This window comes from Faecalibacterium sp. Marseille-Q4137 (assembly GCF_017377535.1).
Classification (GTDB): domain Bacteria; phylum Bacillota; class Clostridia; order Oscillospirales; family Ruminococcaceae; genus Faecalibacterium; species Faecalibacterium duncaniae.
On sequence record NZ_JAFREK010000025.1, the window covers coordinates 39,108 to 45,662 of the forward strand.

Annotated in this window: 7 protein-coding genes and 1 pseudogene; 7 read left to right on the forward strand and 1 reads right to left on the reverse strand. The window is 52.6% G+C overall.

Annotated features, from left to right (window positions below; genetic code table 11):
- The first annotated feature begins 70 nt into the window (after positions 1–70).
- The 3 genes from J3353_RS10815 to J3353_RS10825 are packed head-to-tail and all read left to right on the forward strand — an operon-like array spanning position 71 to position 2,540.
- Complete coding sequence (locus tag J3353_RS10815; RefSeq protein WP_156059606.1) at positions 71–1,183, forward strand: FMN-binding protein; 1,113 nt, start codon at positions 71–73, stop codon at positions 1,181–1,183.
- Positions 1,180–1,644: an FMN-binding protein gene (locus J3353_RS10820; RefSeq protein WP_156059607.1), complete on the forward strand. Its 465-nt coding sequence runs from the start codon at positions 1,180–1,182 to the stop codon at positions 1,642–1,644. The genes J3353_RS10815 and J3353_RS10820 overlap by 4 nt, the downstream gene beginning before the upstream one ends.
- On the forward strand, positions 1,641–2,540 hold the full coding sequence (locus J3353_RS10825) for a 4Fe-4S binding protein (RefSeq protein ID WP_156059608.1): 900 nt from the start codon (positions 1,641–1,643) through the stop codon (positions 2,538–2,540). Before J3353_RS10820 ends, J3353_RS10825 begins: the two co-directional genes overlap by 4 nt.
- Positions 2,541–2,609: 69 nt before the next feature.
- Here the strand turns inward: J3353_RS10825 and J3353_RS10830 are convergent.
- A pseudogene (locus J3353_RS10830) lies at positions 2,610–2,822 on the reverse strand (heavy metal translocating P-type ATPase); the annotation flags it as partial.
- 1,064 nt (positions 2,823–3,886) lie between these two features.
- Here J3353_RS10830 and J3353_RS10835 point away from each other — a divergent pair.
- The 4 genes from J3353_RS10835 to J3353_RS16335 all read left to right on the forward strand — a co-directional run bounded on the left by J3353_RS10835 (position 3,887) and on the right by J3353_RS16335 (position 6,524).
- Complete coding sequence (locus J3353_RS10835) at positions 3,887–4,210, forward strand: PadR family transcriptional regulator (RefSeq protein ID WP_117506180.1); 324 nt, start codon at positions 3,887–3,889, stop codon at positions 4,208–4,210.
- Positions 4,207–4,791 carry a DUF2812 domain-containing protein gene (locus J3353_RS10840; RefSeq protein ID WP_156074789.1) on the forward strand — a complete coding sequence of 195 codons (585 nt, stop codon included), beginning with the start codon at positions 4,207–4,209 and terminating at the stop codon, positions 4,789–4,791. Before J3353_RS10835 ends, J3353_RS10840 begins: the two co-directional genes overlap by 4 nt.
- Before the next feature lie 344 nt (positions 4,792–5,135).
- Positions 5,136–6,011: a hypothetical protein gene (locus tag J3353_RS10845; RefSeq protein ID WP_156074787.1), complete on the forward strand. Its 876-nt coding sequence runs from the start codon at positions 5,136–5,138 to the stop codon at positions 6,009–6,011.
- 138 nt (positions 6,012–6,149) lie between these two features.
- Entirely contained in the window at positions 6,150–6,524 is a 375-nt protein-coding gene (locus J3353_RS16335; protein WP_370569195.1) for a hypothetical protein, read from the forward strand.
- Positions 6,525–6,555 lie beyond the last annotated feature (31 nt).

Below are 6,555 nucleotides of genomic sequence, written 5' to 3' on the forward strand. Positions count from 1 at the left end.
AACAGAACACCAAAAAAGCAAGGTCGCTTTATGCAGGCGGCCTTGCTTTTCCGTGTCAGGAGGAGTTGGAATGAACAAAAAACGATGCAACACACTGCTGCCACTGGTGCAGCTGCTCCCGGCGGTGGCGGCAGCGGCAACCGTGCTTTTTGCCCTGCCCCGCACCGTGCCGGTGCTGGCCGCCGTGCCGGAAAGGCTGACGGCTGTGGTGGAGCAGCCGGCAGAAGCCGCTTCCTCCGAAGCGGAGGAAGAAGCGCTGCCCAAGCTGCCCTATGCCGATGGAGTTTACGTTGGCTCTTCCCGGGGCTACGGCGGTGCCGTCCGGGTGCAGGTCACCATGGAAAACGGCAGCATCACGGAGGTCGAGATCTTGGACGCTTCCCACGAGACCAGGCAGTTTCTGCGGCGCGCCAAGCGGCTTCTGACCACCGTGGTGGAAGCCCAGAGCTGGGAAGTGGATGCCGTTTCCGAGGCCACCTACACCAGCCGGGGCATTCTGGGCGCAGTGCAGAACGCCCTGACCGGCGAGGTAGTCAACAACCCCCTGCCGCCGCAGCCGGAGCCCGCCGCACCGCTGGTGGTGGAGGAATTTACCGCGCCCTCTACCTATCTGGACGGCATCTACACTGCCGAAGCTATGGGTTTTGAGGGCGAGATCACGGTGCAGGTCACGGTGGCAGAGGATAAGATCACCGATATCACTCTTCTGAGCGCTGAGGATGAGGAGGAATATCTCTCCCGGGCAAAACAGGTCATCCCTGCCATTCTGGAAGGGCAAAGTCCCAACGTGGATGCTGTTTCCGGCGCCACCTACTCCTCCACCGGCATCCTGAACGCGGTCAAGCTGGCACTGGCAAAGGCGGCTGTTGCTCCGGCAGAGGAAGCCGCCCCGGAGCAGGCAGCATCGGAAGAAGCGGCAGAAGAAGCCGCCGCACCGTCTGAAGCAGCAGGATCCGAGGAAACGCCGGTCGCTGCGCCCACCGTGGAGGTGGTGCAGCCGGAGGAAAAAAGCGCCGTTCCTCCATGGCTCAAAGAAATATGGCAGCAGCTTTTCCCGGCAGAGGCACCGGCATCCCCCGAACCGGAACCGGCATCTTCTGAGGAAGTGCTGTCGGCATCCGAAGCGGTGCTGCCGCCGGAAGAGACCGAAGCCGAACCCGAAACGGAAGGAGCAGCGGAATGAAATACAAGAATTTTCTTCTCCGGGCGGTGAACCTGCTGCTGATTCTGGGGGTACTATGGCAATACCAGCAGGTGACGCTGGTCCGGGCAGCAGCGGTGAGCCAGCGCAAGCAGGAGATCGCTGAGGTGGAAGCCTACAATGCTTCCGTTTTACAGGCGCAGAGCGCAGCGCAGGCAGAGCAGACCCAAAACGGCTACCGGGACGGCACCTATGAGGGCAGCGCCTTTGGTTTTGGCGATGTCATCCGGGTGTCGGTGACCATCCAGAACGGCAAAATGACCGATATTGCGGTGCTGGATGCCTCCGGTGAGGATAAGCCCTACTATAAACAGGCGCTGCCTTTGCTGGACGAGATACTGGATGTGCAGTCTGCCGAGGTGGACACTGTTTCCGGCGCTACCCTCACGGCAGAAGGACTTATCGGTGCAGTAGAGGACGCACTGGGAAAGGCGGCAGGATGATGGAAAAAACACAAGCAAAGCCTTTAACGGCGGCGCAGCAGCGTCAGTTGGACAAAAAGCGCCGCACATGGCTGCGCGCCGGGGTACAGCTGTTCTTCTTTGTGACCATGCCGGGCGCATTCGTAGCCGGTTTTTCCGGGGTAAAACAGATCTTTCTGCACATCGGCGCAGGCGAGGTACTCACAGCGGACAGCTTCACGCTTTCTCTGCTGGGGCTGTGCGGCTTCACTTTGCTGTTCGACCGTTTTTTCTGCGGATACGCCTGCGCCTTTGGCAGCTTGGGCGATGCCGTCTGGGCGCTGTCCGGGCTTATCCAGAAAAAGCTGTTCCACCGCAAAAAGCAGCTCTGTCTGCCGGAGCGGGCGGTGCTTTGGGGGCAGAAGGTCAAATATCTGCTGCTGGCGGGGCTGGTGGCGCTGTATGTGACCCGGCAAGAAAAGCTGCTGACCGGCGCAAGCCCGTGGGAGGTGTTTTCCCGCCTGACGGCTCTGCGTCTGCCGCCGGAGGGCTTTGGTGTTGGCATCGGGCTGTTTGTGCTCATCTTGCTGGGTATGGCAGTGCAGCCCCGGTTCTTCTGTCAATTTCTCTGCCCCATGGGAGCGGTGTTTGCCCTGCTGCCGGTGCTGCCTTTTGCGCGGCTGCACCGGCAGAACGATGGCTGCATCCCGGGTTGTAATGCCTGCAAGCAGCAGTGCCCGGTGTGCCTGAAGCTGGAGGAAAGCAGCCTGCGCAGCGGGGAGTGCATCGCCTGTGAGGCCTGCGTGGGCACCTGTCCCAAGCAGAACATCCACCGGTGGGATCTTGCCTTGTGCAAGAGCCTGTGGCTGCCTGTGCTGGCGAAGACGCTGCTCTTCTTCCTGCTGGGCTGCTGGCTGGGTTTCTGCCGGTTTATCTGAGCTAAAAAAGGAGGCTGCCGCACGGTATTTGTGCAGCAGCCTCCTTTTGGCTGGGATGATTTGTCATTTTTACAGGGAAGGCTTCTGCTCCAACAGGTCTGTCATGCTGCGCAGACTGATGCCAAGGGTGGAAAGGTTATGCAGTATCGCACTGGTAGCAGGGGGCAGGATGCCCAGTGCGCCCAGAAGGATGAGCGCTGAGTTGAAGCTGAGCACAAAGCGGTAATTGCTGCCCACCCGCTTTTGCAGGGCGTTGGCAATGGATTTTAACATTGTTAGCTGCAGCTTGATACGGAGGATCATTTCGGTCATGCTCACTTGCAGAAGTTCGCAGACGCGGCCTGTAAAGGCAGCAGAAAGATTGAATGCGTCGTACTTTTTTCGATTTTGCACAACAAATTTTTCAAAAGCCTCTTGACGCATTCTACATACCGTGGTATTTTTCTTGTAAATCCCACTGATTTTGTGGATTAGTCTGGAACCATCTACAAGATGTGGTCGTGTTCATTTTGAACACTGCCTCACCGTGGATTATCCCTGAAAGATTTACCGCCCCGCAACACACCCGATTCATTTTGCCGCCGTTTCACCCCGACAAAATCCATCGCTGCGCTGCTTGGGCGGTATTTTTCTTTTCTAGGGAAGATTGCACCTTGAAAATTTCATGAGCCGTCCGAACGTGATATCGGCTTTCCAGTCAACGCCGCTGCATAAACAGGGGCAGAAACTTCGTTCGGAGCAAACGGTGACCCACATACATGAGCAGCATAACCTCTACTTATTTTTACGCCTTAACAATTCGGAAACAATTACCCAGAAACAGTTTTGAGCGCAGCGGTAGAGGGCAAGAACCGTCCCGTGGCCACAAATTTTCAATTCTTGAAAATTTCCTGTCCATCCGGGACTTCACTTCTCAAACTCTTGCGAGTTTTGATGTGATCTTGTTGGGGTAGCGCTTGTCGGGGCAACGCCCCTCCATCTGCTGTCGCAGACCGCGCTGCCGCTTAAAAGCTCCACTGGGGCTTTCATTGCTGCGCTGCGCTTCGCAAACGCGGTCCCACCCCAAACCCTGCTCATATTCGCACCTTGCGGTGCGAAAGAACGGCGTGTCGTGCTTACATAACTTCACCGAGAAGTTATCGAACAGACAGGAGGTACAATGACCAAAACAAATGTTCAACCGATTCCTAGCAATTCTCAGCACCACGACACGCCGAACAACAAAACAAATAGAGAGCAGACTGTTCTTCTTTCACACACCCATTATATAATTTTCCTGAATCTGCTTGACGAATATTACGGTTAGTGATATATTTATTACAGTAACCGTAACAAGGAGGCAAACCATGCGCGATAATGCAAAAGGTGGTGCGCTTACAGAAGTCACCTTTTATATTTTGCTTTCTCTTTATACGCCAAAACACGGATACGCTGTTATGCAGTTTATTGAAGAAAAAACAGACGGACGGCTTTCCCTAGGCGCAGGCACTTTATATGGAGCATTAAACTCTTTGCAGGACAAGAAGTGGATTGAACCTTATGGCGATAGTGAGGGAAGAAAAAAAGAATACCACATTACAGCACAGGGAAAAGAAATTGCAGAAAAAGAGCTTGCAAGACTAACCGAACTTGTAAGCATTGCAAGTGAAATTATTGGAGGTGCAGTATGAGTAAAAAATGTTATCGCTTCTTTGGTGGATTGCTAAATGCACAGGCAAAATGGTTAAACAAAATGTCCGAAAAAGGTTATCGACTTGTCCGGACAGGAAGAATGCTCTATGAATTCGAAAAATGTAATCCTGACGAAGTGACCTATTGTGTAGAGTTTATCGGAGAAAAATCAAAAGATAACGCAACAGACTATGCTAACTTTTTGGAGGATATGGGCTACAAGGTATTTTTCAAGAATATCAATCTAAACTATTCTGTCGGAAAAGTTCGATTGCGTCCATGGGCGGAAATAGGCGGTTATATTGCAACAAACGCAACAACTTTTAACCGCGAACTATTGATCGTAGAAAAAGCAAACGACGGAAAGCCTTTTGAACTCCACACCTCCTATGCCGATAAAGAAAAATACTACCGAAACTTGCGTAACCCATGGCTATTCCTACTACTCCTGTTTGCACTGTTTGCCCTTATCAAACATTCTCTCGCCTTGGGTATTTTTTCATTGGTTTCTGCAATTCCCAGCATTCTGTACCAGATCCAAATTATAGTTGTCCGACAAAAAGCCAAAACGTGGGAATAAATAACAATCAAGAGGGCGGCAACAAAAGTTGTCGCCCTCTTGATTGTTATTTATAGAAATACAAAAAAGATTGCTCAACAGCTTTTGAGGAACAGCATCGTGCAGAGCTGGCAGCGTACCGGGCGGCAGCAGCCTATTTCAAAGCAAACAACATCACAAAGCTGCCCAGCCCGAAAAAACTGGAAGCCGAGTATGCGCAGCAGGCATCCGAAAAGGCAAAGTTCTACGAGCAGTACAAGGAAGCCAAGTCCGAACTGCTCAAACTGAAAACCGCAAAGCAGAATGTTGCGTCCTTTTTCCGGGAGGAAGAACCGGCGCAGCAGGAGAGATAAAGGAGTGTGCGTATGATCAATCTGAAAATCGATCCGGAGTTCCAGTCCCAGATTCCTCCTCTGACCGATGATGAATTTAAGCAGCTTGAAGAAAATATCCTCAAGGAAGGCAAGCTGATTTCTCCTTTGATCGTGTGGAACAACACACTTGTTGACGGACACAATCGTTATGCAATCCTCCAAAAGCACCCAGAGATTTATTTCTCCACGATGCCGCTCCCGTTTGAAAACCGGGAAGAAGTCCTCGCTTGGATTTGTAAGAACCAGTTGGGGCGGCGCAATCTCACGCCGGAGCAGAAGAAGTTCCTCATTGGAAAACAGTACAGTGTGGAACATCGAAAGCCCGGTGGAAACGGCAACAACCAGCACACAGCTGCTTCCAAGAAAAGCACACCGGAGGAATTGTGTCAAATTGACACAATTCCTCCCACCTCTGCGGAAGCGAGCATCCGCAAGCAGATTGCGGAGCGGAACAATGTCAGCGAATCCTACGTTGCCCGTTCTGAAAAATTCATGCGCGGCGTAGAGATCATGGAACAGATGGTGCCCGGTATGCAGGAGAAAATCCTGTCCGGGCAGTTCAAAGTTCGTGATGCTGATATGCACCGCCTTGCCAGAGCCGATTTTCCGAACCGCAAGCAGATCGTGCACGAGATTCTGCACCCGGAGGTCCGCTCTGCTCCGCAGAAACGAATCTACGGAATCAACTATTCTGCACTGGAAGCTGCTGTCCGGCGAATCCAGCAGGATGTTGATTTCCTGATGAAGTATCTCCCTAAGGTGCCTGATGATGCCTATGTGAAAGTGGAGACCACGAAGATTCTCAAACAGCATAAGGCATATATGGCACAGTTTGAAGAACTGCTGAACGATGAAAAAATCGCATAACGACAGGCACTTGTAAGCCATCAACGAGCCACCAGCCGCAAGTGCAGGGCGGAAAGCATCCGCGCCCTTGCGCCTGATATGAAATTGGAACTTTGATTTTCTCGCCCGACTTTGCCACAGTGGGACAGTCAAAGGAGCGTGCGTTTGAACAAAAAGAAAAAGTCCACAAATGCTTCCCCTTATCCCGATGAAGTCATTGACCGTCTGGCGCGGGCATTCTACCCGGCCATCCTTGCCTGCTGGAACAGCGAGGAAGGCCAGAGGGAGTTTGCCGCGTGGCAGGCGGAACAAGCTCATCATGCAAACAACGAAAAACAGGAAGTTCCCACTTGCTGGGTATCCGTAAAACAGTTTTCGAAAAATGACACGGCAACTGCCTGTCAGGATTGGTTACGGAGTACCCGGCTAGGCCGAGGAAGCATCAAGTCCCATGTCCGCACCGTTAAGGTGTTGGGTATGGGGCTTTTTGCATTTCAGGAACGTATACACCTCTGGAAAGGTGTAACACACTAGACTTTGTACCAAAGTCGTGTGCCAAGGGTGC